The 16550-nt window shown below is 59.0% G+C and carries 14 protein-coding genes and 1 tRNA gene; 11 read left to right on the top strand and 4 right to left on the bottom strand.

The genetic code is table 11. The annotated features are described in order from the left end of the window. Positions 1–209 precede the first annotated feature (209 nt). Positions 210–914: a glutathione S-transferase family protein gene (locus ACVMIM_RS05290; protein ID WP_476110915.1), complete on the top strand. Its 705-nt coding sequence runs from the start codon at positions 210–212 to the stop codon at positions 912–914. A 4-nt stretch (positions 915–918) separates the two neighbouring features. Here ACVMIM_RS05290 and ACVMIM_RS05285 read toward each other — a convergent pair whose 3' ends face one another. The 3 genes from ACVMIM_RS05285 to ACVMIM_RS05275 all read right to left on the bottom strand — a co-directional run bounded on the left by ACVMIM_RS05285 (position 919) and on the right by ACVMIM_RS05275 (position 3320). Further along, positions 919–1248: a hypothetical protein gene (locus tag ACVMIM_RS05285; RefSeq protein WP_476110914.1), complete on the bottom strand. Its 330-nt coding sequence runs from the start codon at positions 1246–1248 to the stop codon at positions 919–921. Positions 1249–1432: 184 nt separating this feature from the next. Continuing rightward, the gene (locus ACVMIM_RS05280; RefSeq protein ID WP_476110912.1) at positions 1433–2047 is read right to left on the bottom strand and encodes a nucleoside triphosphate hydrolase; all 615 of its coding nucleotides are present in this window, start codon (positions 2045–2047) and stop codon (positions 1433–1435) included. A gap of 166 nt (positions 2048–2213) precedes the next feature. Beyond that, positions 2214–3320 carry a hypothetical protein gene (locus tag ACVMIM_RS05275; protein ID WP_476110910.1) on the bottom strand — a complete coding sequence of 369 codons (1107 nt, stop codon included), beginning with the start codon at positions 3318–3320 and terminating at the stop codon, positions 2214–2216. Positions 3321–3756: 436 nt separating this feature from the next. Here ACVMIM_RS05275 and ACVMIM_RS05270 point away from each other — a divergent pair, with 436 nt between their 5' ends. Further along, complete coding sequence (locus ACVMIM_RS05270) at positions 3757–4812, top strand: D-alanyl-D-alanine carboxypeptidase family protein (protein WP_476110908.1); 1056 nt, start codon at positions 3757–3759, stop codon at positions 4810–4812. 266 nt (positions 4813–5078) lie between these two features. On the opposite strand, the gene ACVMIM_RS05265 is transcribed toward ACVMIM_RS05270, so the two are convergent. Then, on the bottom strand, positions 5079–5528 hold the full coding sequence (locus ACVMIM_RS05265) for a universal stress protein (RefSeq protein WP_476110907.1): 450 nt from the start codon (positions 5526–5528) through the stop codon (positions 5079–5081). 479 nt (positions 5529–6007) lie between these two features. Between ACVMIM_RS05265 and ACVMIM_RS05260 the strand changes: the two genes are divergently transcribed. From ACVMIM_RS05260 to ACVMIM_RS05220, 9 genes are all read left to right on the top strand, one after another. Then, positions 6008–6949: a DUF1003 domain-containing protein gene (locus tag ACVMIM_RS05260; protein ID WP_476110905.1), complete on the top strand. Its 942-nt coding sequence runs from the start codon at positions 6008–6010 to the stop codon at positions 6947–6949. Positions 6950–7155: 206 nt separating this feature from the next. Continuing rightward, positions 7156–7232: transfer RNA gene (locus ACVMIM_RS05255), tRNA-Arg, on the top strand. A 100-nt stretch (positions 7233–7332) separates the two neighbouring features. Further along, on the top strand, positions 7333–8358 hold the full coding sequence (locus ACVMIM_RS05250; protein WP_476110904.1) for a tyrosine-type recombinase/integrase: 1026 nt from the start codon (positions 7333–7335) through the stop codon (positions 8356–8358). Continuing rightward, a complete protein-coding gene (locus ACVMIM_RS05245; RefSeq protein ID WP_476110902.1) occupies positions 8355–8759 on the top strand; it encodes a hypothetical protein in 405 nt (134 codons plus the stop codon). The genes ACVMIM_RS05250 and ACVMIM_RS05245 overlap by 4 nt, the downstream gene beginning before the upstream one ends. A gap of 226 nt (positions 8760–8985) precedes the next feature. Next, entirely contained in the window at positions 8986–11346 is a 2361-nt protein-coding gene (locus ACVMIM_RS05240; RefSeq protein ID WP_476110900.1) for a DEAD/DEAH box helicase family protein, read from the top strand. A gap of 209 nt (positions 11347–11555) precedes the next feature. Then, positions 11556–12032: a DUF6998 domain-containing protein gene (locus ACVMIM_RS05235; RefSeq protein WP_476110898.1), complete on the top strand. Its 477-nt coding sequence runs from the start codon at positions 11556–11558 to the stop codon at positions 12030–12032. Positions 12033–12402: 370 nt separating this feature from the next. After that, positions 12403–13935, top strand: coding sequence for a DGQHR domain-containing protein (locus ACVMIM_RS05230; RefSeq protein WP_476110897.1), 1533 nt, complete (start codon positions 12403–12405; stop codon positions 13933–13935). Positions 13936–13937: 2 nt separating this feature from the next. After that, positions 13938–15284, top strand: a complete 1347-nt coding sequence (locus tag ACVMIM_RS05225) for a hypothetical protein (RefSeq protein ID WP_476110895.1) — start codon at positions 13938–13940, stop codon at positions 15282–15284. Positions 15285–15299: 15 nt separating this feature from the next. After that, positions 15300–16424, top strand: a complete 1125-nt coding sequence (locus ACVMIM_RS05220) for a DNA adenine methylase (RefSeq protein ID WP_476110894.1) — start codon at positions 15300–15302, stop codon at positions 16422–16424. Positions 16425–16550: the final 126 nt, after the last annotated feature.

The following is a 16550-nucleotide window of genomic DNA, read 5'->3' as shown; positions in this document are numbered from 1 at the left end:
TTCCCGGAGACGGCGGACCGCCCTATCTTTTTGTTTTTACGCAATTCCGGTCGGAAGGTTACGGCGAAGACGCCGAACCTAACCGCTCACACTTTTCCTGGAATTGCTCTAGCCGCTTGCCGGTGTATTGATCGCGGCCGGCCACAGACCTAATTCTTGCCTCACCCGCCACAAGCGCCGCCCTGCGCCAATCCGCTCCGGAGTTTCCGATGACCGACCTGTCCGCCTTTCCGATCGCCAAGCGCTGGCCGGCCAAGCAGCCCGAGCGCCTGCAGCTCTATTCCGCCACGACGCCCAATGGCGTGAAGGTCTCGATCGCGCTGGAGGAGATCGGCCTCCCCTATGAGCCGCATTATGTCGATATCGGCAAGAACGAGAGCTGGACGCCGGAGTTCCTGTCGCTCAACCCGAACGGCAAGATCCCGGCGATCGTCGACCCGGACGGTCCGGGCGGCAAGCCGATCGGCCTGTTCGAGTCCGGCGCCATCCTGCTCTATCTGGCCGACAAGACCGGCAAGCTCATTCCCGCCGATCCGGCGCGGCGCTACGAGACGATCCAGTGGGTGTTCTTCCAGATGGCGGCGATCGGCCCGATCTTCGGTCAGGTCGGCTTCTTCCACAAATTCGCCGGGCGCGAGATTGCCGACAAGCGGCCGCTGGAGCGTTATCGCGACGAGTCGCGGCGGCTAATCGGTGTGCTGGAAACGCGGCTGAAGGGCCGCAAGTGGATCATGGACGACGATTACACCATCGCGGACGTATCCATGCTAGGCTGGGTGCGCAATTTGATCGGCTTCTACGAGGCGCGCGAGCTGGTCGGCTTCGACGACTTCCCGACCGTCGCCGACTGGCTGGAGCGCGGCCTGGCGCGCCCCGCGGTGAAGCGGGGGCTCGCGATTCCGGCGAAGGGCTGAGCCCTTACTTCGTCTTGGCGCTTGCGCCGCCGCGGCCGAACATGGACGCCGCCAGCCTTGCGGTTGCCACGACCGCTCCGGTCGCGACGCTGGCCACGGTGCGGATCGGACCCGACTTCTTGACCGCCGGTCCCTTTGCCGGCTTGTGGTGCTTCGCGCTCTCGGCCGCGACCTTGTGAGCCGCTGGCGTTACTCTCTTCGGCGCCGCCTTGCCGAATGCCGGCTTGGCGTCCTTCGACCGCTCGGCGATCGCGGCGCCGGCCTTGGCCTGCGCCGTCCTGGATTGATTGGCCCTGGCTTTTTTGGGCGCGGCTTTTCGGCTGTTGGTTGCCATCTGACAGCTCCTGCAATTTTCTTCTCAACTCCAGACGGAAAGCGGTGCACGCTTTCCTGGAATTGCTCCGGCGCCGGACAATTCGGGATAGGGTCATAACGGCGCGAAAACCTTAAGGTTCCCGTTCAAAAATATTGAAAATTGAGCAGGTTAACCAATCATCAGGGTCATTGGGCCATGCAGGTCATTGACCAATGACCATGTCGGCAGGCCGGCGCCGCGCGAGCACCCGCTCGATGTTGGGCATATCGTTGGAGGCGATCCAGGCGCGGGCGTCCTCGTCGGACTTGCCGTGTTCGCGCCAGCGCTCCATCAGCCGGCGCTCGAGCTCGTTGCGCGGCACGTCGACGAAGATGGTGAAATCGAACAAAGGCGCCAGCCGCGACCACGGCTCCTCGTCGAGCAGCAGGTAGTTGCCCTCGACCAGGATGAACTTGGTGTCGGCGCCGATGATTTCGGCCGCCGCGCGCGACAGTTCGATGCTGCGGTCGAACACCGGGATGGCTATATCGGGTTCGCCGGAGCGGATGCGCTTCAGCAGCGTCTCGAAACCGGCGAAATCGAAGGTTTCCGGCGCGCCCTTGCGGGGACGCAGGCCGCGACGGTTGAGAATGATGTCGTCATAGTGGAAGCCGTCCATCGGCACGATTTCCGAGCTGCCTTCCGGCAAAAGCTCATGCAAGGAAGCGGACAGCGTCGACTTGCCGGCGCCCGGCGGGCCGGCGATGGCGACGACGAAGCGCTTGGCCTTGCCGGCGCGCTTGAAGATGGCGGCGGTGATATGGGCGATCTCGGACATCGGCGCTTTCCGGTAAGGTTGCGGCCGGCATTTTGGCGGGTGTCGGTGGAAAATTCAAACCTTAGGACGTCGTTTAGACTGCAAGCTGGCAGTCGCATGCTGCCGGTTCATGCAGAAGCCGCGGCGCAGTTCTTAATCGTCCCAACCTTGGCTTCGCCATGTGACCTCAGGCCGGAACCGTACGCCCAATGCGCAAGAACGCCCCGTCGAACGGCACCTCCTGCACCGCGCCGTTCGGAGCAAGGATGCGCACGCGGTCAGGCGCCGATTCCAGACCGCTCGGCGGCTCCACTCCTGCGAACGGTACCCCGCCGAGGACATGGCGGAACGAGACCGACCGCCCCTCGGCCAGCGCGAAGGCCGTCGCCACGCCTTCATGCTTCAGCCAATTGTCGCCGAGCGAAGCGGCGTGGCCGATCGCGGTGCGGCCGTCCTCGATGCCGAGCACGCCGAGATGGCGGCCGCTCCAGGGCGCGTAGTCGCGGCCGCCATTCGAGAGCCACAGCATGGTCACCGGCAGTTCGGCCGGGTTCTTCAGCACCAGCACCAGGTCCTGCTCGGCGCGGCGGGCAATAGCGGTCCAGCCCGGGCCGCCGTGGTCCGCCTCGACGAGCGTGATGAAATCCTCGCGCCTGTCTTCCATGCGATAGTCGGTGAGGTCGGTGGCGCCGCCGGCGGCCAGCGGAAACTGCTTAAGGTCGGTGGCGCGGGCCGGATAGGCCAGCATGAAGCGGCCGCGCGCCGGATCGGGCTCGAGCGGTGTGGGAGGCGTGACAGCCACGCGTTTTGGCGAGAAGGCCAGCCGGCCGCCGCCTTGCATCACCGTCATCGGATGATGGGCGACGGAGATGGCGCCCGAGCCGCCGGAAAAGATGTGCTCCTGGTAGAGGAAGGGATGGCCGTCGCGCAGCGTGAAGACCTTGTCGACGGCCGCGCCCATCACCTTTCGGCGCAGCCGGAAGACGGCGCGCCAGCCGCCGGCAATGGCACTGTTCTCGACCACGTCCCACTCGCTGTTGGCCGGCCAGCCATGCAGGGGTGCGACCTCGACATCGCTGGCGGAGAAGGGCGCGCAGAGGAAATCGCCGGAGAGCCGCACCGTGCCTTCGGGGAGATTTGCAGGCAGGCTCTCTCGCGGCGAGCCGACCCAGGGCGCACGATGCAGCGGCTTCAGAACGCGGCCATCGGCGTCGACCTCCATGACGGCGATGTGCCCGACGGCAAGGTCGACCGAGACGGAGATGCCCTTTGCGCCGATCGTGACCGTGTCCATGGATGCCTCTCCGAATCTTTGCGCAAGAAAAGCCTGTCGGAGGGAGGGCGCGCAAGCCGGACAGTCGGCATTTTGCATCAAGATGCGGCAGGGGCCGCCAACTTGTGGCCGCAGGCGCTGCCCCTCATCGCCCTGCCGGGCATTTCTCCCCGTATAGTGACGGGGAGAAAGGAGCTGGCCGCCATGGCTGCGCCCTTTCTGCAACGCTGGCGATTGGCGAAACCGGCGATGACAGCGCTCCTCTCCCCGTCACTATACGGGGAGAGGATGCCGGCAGGCAGGTGAGGGGGCAGCGCCGAACCTCCGGAAGCAAAGAAAGCATACTCACACCCCCCGAAAACCTGGGCAAATGCGTTTCTATCCCCGTTAACCAGTTGGACGCGGCACATGGGTTACGTTAGCTTCGCCGCGTCTCAGCAACAGTTTTAGAAACGTCTTGCCCCGTCCTCTCGCCTTCCTACAGAAACTCATCGCCGTCTTGGCGTTGCTCGTGCTGGTCGCCGGCTGCACGACGGCGGCACCGCCGGAAAGCGTGCTGGCCGTGCCGGCGCAGCCGCAGAAATACGCGGCGATCGTGGTCGATGCATCGAGCGGCAAGACCCTGTTCGAGGTCAATTCGAGAGCGCAGCGCTATCCCGCCTCGCTGACCAAGATGATGACGCTCTACATGCTGTTCGAGGCGCTGGAGAGCGGCCGCGTCACCAAGGAAACGCGGATCCCGGTTTCCGACCATGCCGCCTCGCAGCCGCCGACCAAGCTGCGCTTCCGGCGCGGCGAGACGATCGACGTCGATTCCGCGATCCGCGCCATGGTGGTGAAGTCGGCCAACGACGTGGCGGTGGCGGTGGGCGAATATCTGGGCGGCGGCTCGGAGGATCAGTTCGCGGCGATGATGACCGCCAAGGCCCGCTCGCTCGGCATGAGCGGCACCAATTTCCGCAATGCCTGTGGTCTGCCCGACGACGGCCAGGTGACCACGGCGCGCGACATGGCGGTGCTGGGCATGGCGCTGGAAAAGCGCTTCCCGCAGCATTTCCACTATTTCTCCGAAAGCGACTTCATGTTCCGCGGCCGCCTGGTGCGCGGTCATAACGACATGCTGGGACGGGTGCGTGGCGTCGACGGCATCAAGACCGGCTACATCCGTGCCTCCGGCTACAACATCGTCACCTCCTACAATGCCGACGGGCGGCATCTGATCGTGGTGGTGATGGGCGCCGACTCGGCGCGCCAGCGCAACGACCATGTCGAGGCGTTGATCCAGCGCAGCCTCGGGCCGGCGACCGCCAACGCCGGCCAACCCAGGCTGATGTATTCCGGGCAGCAGCCGGCCTCGCCGCCGCCCGGCACGATGCCGCCGGACTCGGCTTTGCCAGGGTTGCGGCCGCCGGGGTTCGCGGCGCCTGCGTCGATGCCGCCGGGCCAGCTGGCGTCCGATTTTCCGTCGCCGGATCTGGCATCGCCCGGCGCGCCGCTGCTGCCGACGCAGTAGGGCGGCGGGGCCGCCGTCCAGAGCCTCGTCATTCCAGGGCGGAGCAAGGAGCGAAGCGACGCAGCGCAGACCCTAGAATCCATTCCGACCAATGAGCGTCGGGGCGGTGCAGACAGTGGCCTTGAGACGCCAGCGTAGACAGCTTCTTTCTGCTCCGCTGCATTCTTGCGCCAGTGTAACGGCATGGATTCCAGGGTCCCCGCGACGCTTCGCGTCGCTCCGCCCTGGAATGACGACCTCATGGGGAGGCGCCGCCTCACCAACGTTTATCTGACCACCAGCACCGGGATGGTCGTCAGCGACACCACCTCCGCCGTCTGGCTACCCAGCACCAGGCGGCCGATGCCGCGGCGGCCATGCGAGGCCATGACGATGAGGTCGCTGCCTTCCGCGCCGGCGACCTCGAGGATCGCCTCGGCGGGCGTGCGGTTCTCGATATGCAGGGTTTTCGCGCTGACGCCCTTCGCCTCTGCCTCGGCCTTGCATTTGCCAAGCAGCTCGCTTGCATATTTGCGCGCGCTTCCCTCGTAATTGACCAGCTCGTCGGCGGCGACATAGCCCGCCATGGCGCCGCCCCAGGCCAGCGCCGGGAACGGCTCAGAGACGGTGACGAAGGCCACGGTGGCGCCGAGCCCCTTGGCCAGTTCCAGCCCGTGGGCGACGCCCTTCTGGGCGAGTTCGGAGCCGTCGGTGGCGATCAGGATTTTTTTGTACATGATGGCGATCCCTCAGATTGCGGGGCGCTGCGCGCGCCCCGGGTGGCGGGAGCCTGAACGGTCAGGCCTGATTTCGATATAGTCAGCCTATGAGGCCCGCCACAGGGCCCAGTTGGATGTGGATCAAGGCCAGGCGGCGGAGACGATTGCTCCAGGGTTAGGCGCGAAATCGCCGGCGGCGCTCCCCCACTCCGTCTCGGGCTTCGCCCGAGCCACCTCTCCCCCACCAAGAGGTAGGGGAGAGGAAATAGCGCCGCGCCCTTTCCTCTCCCTCGCGGAGCGGGGGAGAGGTGGATCGGCGAAGCCGAGACGGAGTGGGGGCGGCGCTGCCCCAAGCAATTACACGTACATCGCCAGGCGCTCACCCGTCCGCCCCAATCACAAGAACTTGTTCCGTCACACACTTTTCACACTGACCATGGATATGCCGCGCCGGCTTGGCGTATCGTGGCGCAAAGCCTCGAACAGGAGCACTGAGCATGGCAGGCGACCCGAAGGCATCCGCGCAAATCCAGGCCGACAATGAGAACGACGTCGCCGGCGAGTATCTAGAGGCGGAAACCGTACCGGAGGACGCGCAGGCAGCCGCCGACGAGATCCTCGAAGCACCGGAAGTGCCGGATTCCGAGCCGCACCCCGAACCGCATGTTCCCGGCAGTACCAGGGTCAAGCCGAAGAAAAAACCCTCGGCGATATCGGGGCGCAAATTCCGCAAGCGCGACCTGGTGCGCGTCGACGATCTGAGGCCCAGCCTTGCCGACCGCATCCGCTCCGACCATCCCGACCTGCCGCGCGGCGCCCGCATCAGCCGCGAGGAGCTCGCCCGTTACCGCATGCGCTACATGGAGGAATTGCTGCAGCAGGAGCATGGCGAATTCTCCGAGCTCGACCGTCAGGTGGTGGAATCGATCGCCAGGCAGGACACGATCTCGGAAAACTCCGAAGAGGAGTTCGAGGAGCACCGCTCCTTCGCCGACCGCGTCTCCGACTCGATGGCCGAGTTCGGCGGCAGCTGGTGGTTCCTGATCTCGTTTGCCGGCATCCTCTTGGTGTGGATCGGCCTGAACCTCGTGGAAGGCGAGGCGAAGGCCTTCGACCCCTACCCGTTCATCCTGCTCAACCTTCTGCTCTCCTGCATCGCCGCCATCCAGGCGCCGGTGATCATGATGAGCCAGAAGCGCCAGGAAGCCAAAGACCGGCTGCGCTCCTTCAACGACTACCGTGTGAACCTCAAGGCCGAGCTTGAAGTGCGCCACCTGCACGAAAAGCTCGACTACCTCATCTCGCGCCAATGGCAGCGCCTGGCCGAGATGCAGCAGATGCAGCTTGATGCGATGCACGAACTGACCAGCGCGAAGAAAGCGAAGCGCGCGACACGGGCGGTGAGCAGGAAGACGGCGAAGGTGGGGGCTGAGGGGTGAGGCCTGTTCCTCGCCCCACGCAGTGGGGAGAGGTGGCTCGGCGAAGCCGAGACGGAGAGGGGAGCGCCCTCTCCGACAGCCCTCAGTCGGACAATCAACCGCTACAGCCCCCGACCCAATCGCCAATTGCCCGTTGAAGCGTGCTGCGGCTTCCGCTAAGAAGCCGTGGCTGGCCGGCTCACCGGCCGGTTCGTTTCCCCCGGGAAGCACCCGTAGCTCAGCTGGATAGAGCGCTGCCCTCCGAAGGCAGAGGTCACAAGTTCGAATCTTGTCGGGTGCGCCATTTCAAACCCTTATACGGCAAGGGTTTCGAGCGACTGCTTCATTCCTCGAAATGCTCCTCAACGCAACCAGTCACAATCTGGTCACAAGGAGCAGCGCCGATGGCGTCTCTACGCAAGCGAAACGACAAGTGGCAGGCACAGGTCCGCCGCACTGGGCATACCCCGATAAGCAAAACCTTCATCAACCGTGCTGATGCACTGCGATGGATACGGCAGACCGAACAGGAACTAGACCGCTCAGCGCTAGCTTATGATCCGTCCGCTTTACAGCGTATGACCGTTGCAGACTTGCTAAGGCGCTATGCGCGCGATGTAACGCCGGGCAAGCGCGGCCATGCTTCGGAAGCTAAACGGATAGAAGTTTTCCTGCGGTACGACTGGGCCAACCTGACCTTAGCTCGGATTACGCCTCAGGCATTCACCCGGCACCGAGACAAGAGGCTAAGGGAGGTCGAAGCCGGGACGGTCCTAAGGGAACTGGGCTTGTTGCGCACCATATTTGAGGTGGCACGACGTGAATGGGACATACCCTTACAGGCAAATCCAGTTGCCAACGTGCGCAGGCCTAAGGCCGCTAACGGACGGAACAGGCGGCTTCATGCAGATGAGTTTGCGGCGCTGTTGGCTGCTTGTGCAGATGGCCGAACCGATTGGCTAGAGCCCGGTATCAAACTGGCGATCGAAACCGGAATGCGGCGCGGCGAACTGCTAAACATACGTCGTTCGGACCTTGACCTAGCCAATGGCCTGCTGTCGATACCTGAAACGAAGACCGACATTCCGCGTACCATTCCGCTGTCAGAGAAAGCAGTTTTGATACTGCGCAGCCTACAAGGTACGGCAACTGACGACCGGCTGTTTCCCGTCTCTGCAAATGCGTTCCGCCTTGCATGGGAAAGGTGCAAACGAAGAGCCTCAAAGGACAAGCCGGGCATTTTGGACCTTAGGTTCCACGACCTCAGGCATGAGGCCGTAAGCCGGTTCTTTGAATTGGGTTTGAATGTACCAGAGGTCGCGGCCATCAGCGGACATAGGGACCCGAGAATGCTGTTCCGGTACACCCACCTTAAGCCGGAAGATATCGTTGCGAAACTCAGGCAAGCCGGCCGGCAGGTGGCAGCATGACGAACAGACCACTTGTAATGCCGGACCACGTTGCGGAGTTGGTGAAGCTATGTTTAGCGCAGCTTGGGTTGGTCCCATTGACCGAACACGAGGACATCATAACCGCGTCGCTTCGTTACCAAGATGGGACCGAGCTTTCGGTTGTGATTATGTGCTTGGCTCAAAAAAGCTGGTTTCGTGAAAAGCCAATTGTAGCTGTTTCGATAGCGAAGCTGGATGCCAGCATGAGGGCGACAAACATCTATCTGCGAGAGATGATGCCAGTTCCCCACGGTCCAAGCGACTTACAGTTTCTGCTTGCGCTCAACACCAATATTCGGGCCATGGCTTGGACCGTTGCAGCGACTGCCGAAATGGGAGAATGCGTCAGCCTGCCAGATCGTCCGCTTGCACCCGGATGACTCAGAAATCCAATTTGCTCCCTATGCGGAGTAAAAGGCTCCTGGAGGCTAGGTGTGAAACGGTTTCACCCTCCAGAAATGCTGCTAGGCGGCCTAGCCACATCTAGTCCATAAACCCCCGCATTTTTCCCAATAGTTTTACAGGATATCTGCGGGATTTTTCGCTGTAGGGCCTGCCGGCTTCAAACCGGTGGGCCTTTCTGTTTTTCAATACTGAGGAGAAAGCATGACATTCATTAATCGTATGATCGAACACTGGACTTCAAAACTGAAATTGTCGCACTCCGAGCCCCTTGTCAAAGGTTGGCTCCAGCTCGAACAAGCCACAGAACAGATAGCCGACAAGTCGAAGCAATGGCAGGTCGTACAGCTACCGACGGGTTCGGGAAAGACCGAGGCTCTCAAGGTCCTGTGTTCTGTACAGCACCCGATCCTACATCCGCACATTCTCATCGTTACCCGGTTTAATGATGAAGCAGACCAAATCGCTCATGGCATCAATGAGCTAGCAGGTCGGACTATGGCCCGGTCATTGCACAGCGAAGCTCCTTGCTCGCCCGATATACTCGGGTCATATCAAGTTCTAGTGATCACTCACTCTGCGTATAGGCTAGCTCTTATAGAAAAAGCCAACACAGGGAATAGTCCTCGACTAGATCACTACTACGCTGGCCTCAATAGCCGTGAATGGGTTATCATAGACGAAGCCTTCGATTGGGTTGACGCATATGACATTGATCTTGGCGACATGCGTTCCATGTGTGGAGACCTTGTGGGATTGCTCAAGGGACCGGCTCGTTCCGATGTTGAACGGCTGCATGGCCTCGCAACTACGTTGACCGAAGACGCTCATTCAAAGTCCGATAAGATGCTGAGTAGTAAGCAGTTCGACTTGCTTGGTCGCGTTGACTTCCAAAGGCTACAAGAAGCCGTTGAGAGCTTACCAAAGGAAGCCTTTGCGGCATGGAAAGATATACAGGATTGCATTGATACCGATCTGGTGTTTGGTCAAGCTCAAATTCGCACCCCATTTAGAACCCGGTATATTGACCTACTATCGAGCTTGGAAATTATCTCTGGGATCGGCTTTGGTTGGACTACCGACAGACGCGGTAAGGCTCTGTTGCACAGCTCTAGGTCACTACTTGGAGCAGCCGGCAAACATGGTGTGATCCTTGATGCTACTGCCGGCATCGACCCCACCTATTTGGTAATGGGGACGCTGGTGCGAGTGCTTCCTCGTCCTGAGGGCATTCGTTCTTATGCCAACGTGAGGCTGAACCTATCGTGCGGACATCGCGTCGGCAAAGAGCATCTTGTCCAGAATGCCGCCAAGGAATGGCCGGTCATCTGGGGCCAGCTCTCGCAAACATTGAACGCCAAGCGGCCCTTGGTCTGCACCCACAAGGACGTAAAGGCCGTGGTGAAGCACTTTAGCACGAGCACTTCCTTGAAATTTGCCCACTGGGGCAACCTCGATGGGAAGAATGAATGGAGCGACTGTGACGCAGCCGTTTTCTTCGGACTCCCTTACATCGACGATATCGCACCTGCACACGTCTATTTTGCCCATCAAGGGCCGCAGAGTGACGATTGGTTTGCCGGCAATCGCAGCTTCGGTGGTTATGCTGACATACGGCGGTCACTTCAAGACGGCTTCATAGCCAGAAGTGTGGTGCAAGCCGTCAATCGCACGAGATGTAGGAAGCCCATCGACAACGCCGGCAACTGCAATCCTACAGACCTCTACCTGCTTCTTCCTGCAAGGGGCACGACAAGCGACCTAGTCACAAATTCCTTACGGCGCCAGATGCCGGGCATAGTTGTAACAGAATGGGAAGCGGGCGCCACAAAACGTAAGGCGCGTAAGGCATCGGCAGAGACACGGCTGCTTGAATATTTCAAGAGCGCTCCTAAGGGCATCCACTTGAAATCAGCCGTAGTAAGCGGCCTGGGAACCAATGCGCGTAGCTTCGAACGCATGACCGCCGAATTGCGCAAACCTACCCCAATCGCAGAACAACTGGCCGCACTCAAAGTCGGCTATTGCTCGACCGCAGGCCGAGGAAAGGAGAGCGTATTTCATCAAACAATAAAGGAAACTCAAATGTCACTACACAGTGTCAGCACCTCGATTGTGCTGAGCAGAAAAGAGGCCGCCGCGTGCGGCCTTTCTCGTTTCTATACGGGGAAGACCTGTAAAGAAGGTCACCGCGCGGAACGCTTCGTGGGCAATCGGCAATGCGTCGCTTGCAATGCCAAACAGGCACGGCAACGCGAGTTGTTGCGAGGGTATAGGGAACCTTCATTCAGAATGTACAGGAATACCCTCCGCCGAACCGGAATGGCCCTTGGTGGGAGCGCTAGCCCCTCCTATGCGCTCGGCTGCAACCACTCCAAGCTCCGAGACCATATTGCGTCACAGTTTCGGATCGGCATGTCGTGGGACAGCTACCGGCAGTGGGAGGTTGACCACATAGAGCCGCTGGCAAGCGCCAGGGACTTAGACCACCTTATCCGGCTTTGCTATTACACCAACCTTCAACCGCTTTGGCGGCGGGAAAACCGAATGAAGGGCGGGGCCTAGTGCCCCGTCTTCCAATGAATTGTCAGAACCTCGCGATAGCTGGTGGGCGTGACAGGCTAGCCGTCCATGGTTCATTACCCCCAATGTGGCTGATGAGAAGCCACCCGTTGGTACGCCAACCACACCGAGGTCCTTGCGGTCTCCTCCCTGAAGTAGTTCCGAAAATGTGGTACCTGACCTGCCATGGAGTTCCGGCCGGGGGATATGTGATGGCTTTCTATAGTTTGCCTTCTGAGGTGCGCCACCTACTTCATGCCCGTAATTCTCTACGGGAACGATTTGCTGCGACGGGACTACGGTTCACTTTAGACGGTAACCTCGTCGGAGATTTGGGGGAGGCAATTGCGGCCGAATTGTTCGCCTTGACGCTGGTGGCGCGGCGTGGCCTTAAGGGCATAGATGCGGTCGCGCCCGATGGGCGTAAGGTTCAGGTGAAATCGACTGGACGCGGCGACAGCTTCCCTTTCACGCATGTCGAAGAGCAGGCGGATTGGCTTATTGCGCTTCGGCTCCATTATGAGCAGGAGCGCGTCGAGATCATCTACAATGGTCCGTACGGGCCTGCGATTGCACACCTCGCGCAGCCTTGGCAGGGTCAATTGTCAGTTCGGTTGAACCGATTGCGGACTTTGAATGCAACTATTGATGACGAGTTGCGCCTTCGCGTAACGCGACAACCGTTGTGACCTACAAATGCACGCAGCGCTGTGGAGCTGAGGAGGCGTCCACCGAAGCTTTCGAAGTCTTGCTTGAGTGGAACGCGATCCGCGTGGGTGTCTCAATTCGCAGGGGCGGACACCGGACTTGACTGATCGCGTCGGGGCTATGACCTTTTCCAGGCGGGTCATAGTTAACCGTACAATTACGTTCTGAGGCATAGATGCTGGGTGCCCGGCTTTGACCCAGAAGAAATCGCGTCAAGTGGCGCCTACTGCCTCCTGCTGTTCCACGGCTGAGTCCGTTGGCCACCTGCCGGACTTGATGCATCGTGGATGCTAGGCTTTAACTAAGAAGAAACTCGATCTACAGTACCTATAGGGATGGGGAAAAGGCGGGGTGAAAATGGTGACTTCTAAGAAAAAAGCGGTCGCCGCCATAAAGGTGTCCCAATGGCTTAAAGATTGGGACCAAGTTAAATTTTCCCCCAAAGAGCATCGTCGTAAGCCTGATCCGCATTTCTATGTGTTTTCCCTTTCTGCGGCGGAGATGCGTAGCCTGTGTGGTATCTCACGACGCAATGTGAAAGGAATGACGGCCCGCTCTGCTGATTTGGGTATACAACGCGAGCATGACCGCGAGAGATCGGACGAAATAGGGCGCTATGTAGAGTTTGGCTATCCGTGGTCAACATTGAGCAAATCGAAACGCGCTTCAGAAGAATTCAATGACTTAAGGAAGCCGGGTTGGTTGCCCACATCCATCGTTATCAACATTATCAAGGCGGGTGAGAAGCGTCGCGGGCTAGGTATCGATGCAGCCGACGTTGTGACTATATCAGAAGCTGGCGGGACACCCAGCTTGAACCTCCCCTACGAAAAATGGTCCTCGACTTGGCGACCGACAGCGGTGCCTCCTTTCGAGGTTATAGATGGCCAGCACAGGCTCTGGGCGTTCGACCAAGGGGGGGATGAGGAGTTTCAGCTTCCGGTCGTTGCCTTCCATGGTCTTGACATCAGTTGGCAGGCGTATCTGTTTTGGACAATCAACATAAAGCCGAAGAGGATCAATCCAAGTTTGGCGTTCGACCTTTACCCTCTCCTAAGAGGCGAGAACTGGTTGGACAAAGCCGAAGGGCACCAAGTCTATCGAGAGACCCGAGCCCAAGAGCTAACTGAGGCACTGTGGTCGCATCCTGACAGCCCTTGGTACGATCGCATCAATATGTTGGGTGAGCGTCAGAGCCCTTGGGTCACTCAGGCAGCTTGGATAGGCTCTCTGATGGCTACCTTCGTGAAGCCTTGGCAAGGCCGCCGAAGCAAAATAGGAGGTCTGTTCGGCTCCCGCATCGCAGATGACAACGAAGTTTTGGGCTGGAATCGAGCCCAGCAAGCGGCCTTTCTCATATACGCATGGCAACGATTTAAAGACGAAGTTGTCGCGTCCGAGCAAGAATGGGCTACAGACTTAGCTAACACGGCCATGCGGGAAACCAACGTAGAGGCGAAATTAGCTTCTACAGCCGCTTTTTATGGGCCCTACTCACTCATCTCTACGGACCAAGGCGTCAGGGGATACTTGCATGTCCTTAATGACATTTGCTTTGCCCTGGCCCCACGGCTTGATCTACGTCAATGGCGCGGTACCGACGGAACCAACGGAGCAGATGCGAGCGCCGTCTCTGCTGCGATAGCGACACTTAAGAAGCACACTGCCGCAACAGCGGTATCCTCAATCGCCACGGCATTGTCATCGTTTGATTGGCGCGCGAGTTCAGCCCCTGGCCTTTCCCCTGAGATGAGGCGCGCAAAATTGGTTTTCAGGGGCGGTAGTGGGTACAAGGAAATTCGCGCGCAGCTCTTGGAACACCTGGCCCGTCAAGATAGTGACGTTGGCAAGGCTGCGGATCGTGTGCGCCGAGAGTTGGTCTGATCATGCCGCTCAGTGCTTTGAATCAGGCTGCATTCAATCGGATCAATCGAAGTGACGTAGAGACTACGTTGCGTGGCACCCGCCGTTTCGCAAAAGAGGGCCGCTGGTTAAGCAAGGACAATTGGTATCAAACCGAAGCTGCAAAAAAAGTCCAGGACGATATAGACGCTGGTGCAATAACTAAACCACGGAATCTGGCTCAGTACATATCTGTTAGCACACTACTTCACTGCGCCGACGGATGGAGCTACTTGGGTCGGGCCGTTCATTCTCTTTTAAGAGGCGACCCGCATCGAGCTCGCCATCTTGCCTACTACGCTGAACTGCGGGCAACCATGTCACTAATGGCGGGAGAGGGGATCGGAATATTCAACAACTCTCATGCAATGATCAGCGCCCCAAATATCTCAAGGCCCGTACATGGTAGGACGAACACGCATTCTTTCGTGTGGGATTGTTTGGCCTATTGGGCGCAGAAAACCACATCTGGGGAGCTGTTTGCTGCAACCGTGCGCCCTTACGGACGAACTCTAGAAGATTGGTTGACCCCGATCGGGGGCAACGCGGCGGTCGGCGCACAAGCGCAAAAGTGGTTTACGCAGTGGGGCATGGACCTGGAATCCATAAGCAAGGACCGGCATGCCCGCAACCATTCCAGTTATCGCCCGGAAGGCATACCGGACCACTGGAACTTGTTGGCGCCGGAGACCACCAAGGTCGTCGCGGATATTTGGGCCTCTCTAGAGCCTGCTTCAAACTCGGCTTTCGAGTTCATAGATAGGCAAATACTGCGACTTACATTGGAAAGTATACAAAAAAGTCGTTCAGGACAGGTCCCCTCGGCTGATCCTGTCGGCTTCGGACGTCTCGTGCAGTCTGTAGTAGACTATCAGAATCTGTCACCCCGTGTTGCAACTTGGTGGTCAGATTTTCTATTACGAAGAAGCTCGCCCGATGACGACTCAATTTTCGTACTATCACGCGTACCTCCTAGCGCTAGGGAAAAGAGCGCTTATGCTATCGTTTCGAGGGCGGTGCTCATGCTCCGTATGGCGTCGGGCTCCACCTCTGCCCTCTTCAATTCAGCGGGTTTTGATTCGGATGTTTTTGCCTTCTGGTGGAAAGACATTGGACCTGCACGCGGGCTTTGGAAGGTAGGGGGCGAGCCAGACAGCTCCATCGATCTTTGGAGCGACATTCGACAGTCACTGGATGACGTAGCTCAATTTCAAAGAGAATATACAGGCGACGAGCATTCGTTCTATAACCTCGGAAACCAGCTAGGCGTTGCACTAAGCGGCCTCGCAGGGTTCGAGCGCGCGATGATCTGGAGCATGGTGCCTGCATGAGGTTTTACAATCGCTATGAAGTATATGGGATCAAAGCGGGCTATGTTGCGCAATGGCCTCGGTCACCTTATTAAGAATGAGGTAAGTAAACACCTTAGATTTGTCGATCTCTTCACGGGCTCTGCCTCTGTAGCTTATCACGTTGCCAAGAACTATAGCTTACCGGTACATGCTGTTGATATCCAATCATATAGTATTGCGGTAGCGTCAGCGGTGATTTCCAGAACTCACCATCTTGAGTTTGAAGAGATGTGGGGAACTTGGCTACGACGGGCTGCAGCAATCTATGATCGGACGAGAGTCCCTAAGCAGCAGATGGCGAATAGGCAAGATGTTGAGTTAATACGTCGTTGGTGTGATGACCAAGAACTGCCAATTACGCGAGCCTATGGAGGATACTACTTTAGCGGCGAGCAAGCCGTTTGGTTCGATGCGCTTCGACTGAGTGTGCCGGATAGTGGCGAGCTTCGCACCGCTGCTATTGCCGCATTGATTGAAGCCGCTAGTCAATGCGCGGCCTCACCGGGGCACACTGCGCAACCCTTCCAACCTACACCTACGGCGATCAAGTTTCTCCAAGAGGCTTGGGCCCGTGATCCCGTTGCTCATGTCAAGAAGGCGCTTTCCGACGTGTGCAATTCACGTGCGCTGAGGGCTGGTTTCGCCATGCGTGAGGACGCAAACGTTGCCGCAAGATCTCTAATGCCCGGCGACCTTGTGTTCATCGACCCGCCTTACTCAGGTGTTCACTACAGTCGTTTCTACCATGTGCTAGAAACAATTGCGGACGGTGACTGTGGGGTAGTATCCGGGATCGGGCGCTACCCTCATCCAAGCAAGCGACCGCGCTCGCTCTATAGTCTTAAGCGAGATTCGGCAAACGCACTTGCTGACCTGCTCAAGGCGGTGGCGGACGCGACGGCAACGGCAATCTTGACTTTTCCTGATCACAGTTGCTCGAACGGGCTATCTGGAGAACTGGTACGTGACATGGCTCGCATCGACTTCGCAATTGAAGAGCAATATGTTGCATCTCGGTTTAGCACTCTAGGCGGATATGCGCAGGCGACGCGTACGGATCGCGGACGGCATGCACGCCAAAGTGCAAGTGAGATGATGTTGTTGCTGCGCCCGCGCTAGGGCCATCAATTCGTGTTTGGCTGAGTTCGTAGGCGGCACTGGCTTCCTCGGCTCAGGCGAAAACTGCAAATTTTTTCGCGCAGGTATCAATAAACACATAAAGTCGATTGTCCCCCATGGCACCGC

The sequence above is a fragment of the Mesorhizobium sp. USDA 4413 genome, from assembly GCF_056280365.1.
The sequence above is the reverse complement of the archived record's forward strand: the minus strand, read 5'-3'. Positions and strand labels throughout refer to the sequence as shown.